Origin of the sequence: Sphingomonas sp. SRS2 (assembly GCF_000971055.1) — a bacterium.
Lineage (GTDB): Bacteria > Pseudomonadota > Alphaproteobacteria > Sphingomonadales > Sphingomonadaceae > Rhizorhabdus.
The window spans coordinates 1-1,733 of sequence record NZ_LARW01000065.1; the positions used below are offsets into that span (position 1 = coordinate 1).

Sequence of the window (1,733 nt, forward strand, 5' to 3'; positions counted from 1 at the left end):
TAAACCGCCGGGGTCGCCTGCCCGCCTGCGGGCAGCGTGTCCTTCCAAACTGTCTTGCCGGTGCGCAGATCGATCGCACGAATCAGATTGTCAGTCGCTGCAGCTATGAAGATGAGCCCGCCGGCCGTGACAATGGCGCCGCCATTGTTCGGCGTTCCGATGTCGATCGGCAACATTGAGGGGATGCCCCAGGGCCCGTTACGCTTTGCCGTGCCGAAGGGCCGATCCCAGATCGTGCGGCCGGTGCGCAGATTGATCGCACGGATGCCGCCATAGGGCGGGCGCTTGCAGAGCAGCCCGGTAAGCGGCAGCCGCCAGCCCGGGTTAACGGAAATCGCGTAGGGCGTGCCCGCCTGCGGATCTTGCGATCCATGCCCGCCTTCGCCCATGTCGCCGCCGCGCGCCTCGCTGCGCGGAACCGGAAAGCCCAGGCGCTTCGCTTCCTCTCGCGGGACGAGGCGATTATAGTTGGGCATGTTGTTGTAGTTCGCGACGATGACCCCGCGCACCGGATCCATGGCGATTCCTCCCCAATCGGTCCCGCCATTGTAGCCAGGATATTCGATGAAGCGCCGGTCGGCTGTCGGCGGCGTGTACATCCCCCTGTACTCAGCGCGGCGAAACTGGATGCGGCAGATCATCTGGTCGATCGGCGACATCCCCCACATGTCGCGTTCCTGAAGACGGGGGAAGGCAAGCGTGTGGAAGCTGGAGAAAGGCTGCGTCGGGCTGCGCAACTGCGGCTCGACGCCCGTGCGCGGCGCCGCGCGCTCCTGCACCGGGAACAAGGGTCGGCCAGTCCGGCGATCGAGCACGTACATGTCGCCTTGCTTGCTCGGCAGGACGAGCGCCGGCACCGAGGCGCCGCCGCTGGGAAAATCAATCAGGGTCGCTTGCGCGCCGAGGTCATAATCCCAGACGTCGCGGCGGACCGTCTGGAAGCGCCAACGAGGCTTGCCGGTGGTCACGTCAAGCGCCACGAGCGAGGTCGAGAAGGCGTTTTCCTGCGGGCTGCGGCTGCCGCTCCAATAATCGACGGCCGAGTTGCCCATCGGCAGATAGACGAGGCCAAGTGCCTCGTCGCCGCTGGCGATGGTCCACATGTTCGGCGTGCCCCGTGCATATTGCCGGCCCGCAGGCGGATCGCCGGCCCACTGCGGATTGACCATGTCCCACGCCCAGCGCTTGGCGCCGGTCACCGCATCGAAGCCCTGGATCACGCCTGACGGAGCGCTGCGCTCCTGTCCGTCGAGCACCTGATGGCCTGTCACGATCACGCCGCGAACGATGGTCGGCGGCGAGGTAATCGATACCATGCCAGGCGCGACCTTGCCCATGCCGCGTTTGATATCGACAGCCCCGTTGGTCCCGAAACCTGCGCAGGGCTGGCCAGTACGCGCATCGACCGCGATCAGGCGCCCGTCGAGCGTGCCTTCGATGATCCGGGTGGCGCAAGCGGCGTCGGCGGCCACTTGCGGCACCGCGTAGTAGCTCACCCCCCGGCACGCCGCTGTATACGGAATCCATTTGTCGGACACACCCGGGTCGTACCGCCAGCGCTGCTTGCCCGAGGCCGGATCGAGCGCGATCAGGATGTTCGTCGCCGAGCAGAGATACAGCGTGTCGCCGACCTTGAGGGGCGTCGTCTCGGCGCCATATTTGCTTTTTTCCGGGTCGCCCTTGGGCATATCACCCGTGTGGTAGATCCAGGCGCGGCGCAGCCTCTGGGGTGT

The 1,733-nt window shown here is 66.2% G+C and carries 1 protein-coding gene; it reads right to left on the minus strand.

What is annotated here, in order from left to right; all coding sequences use genetic code 11:
- Window positions 1-1,733, minus strand: a 1,733-nt coding sequence (locus WP12_RS06685; RefSeq protein WP_046192932.1) for a pyrroloquinoline quinone-dependent dehydrogenase, incomplete at both ends; no start/stop codon positions are given.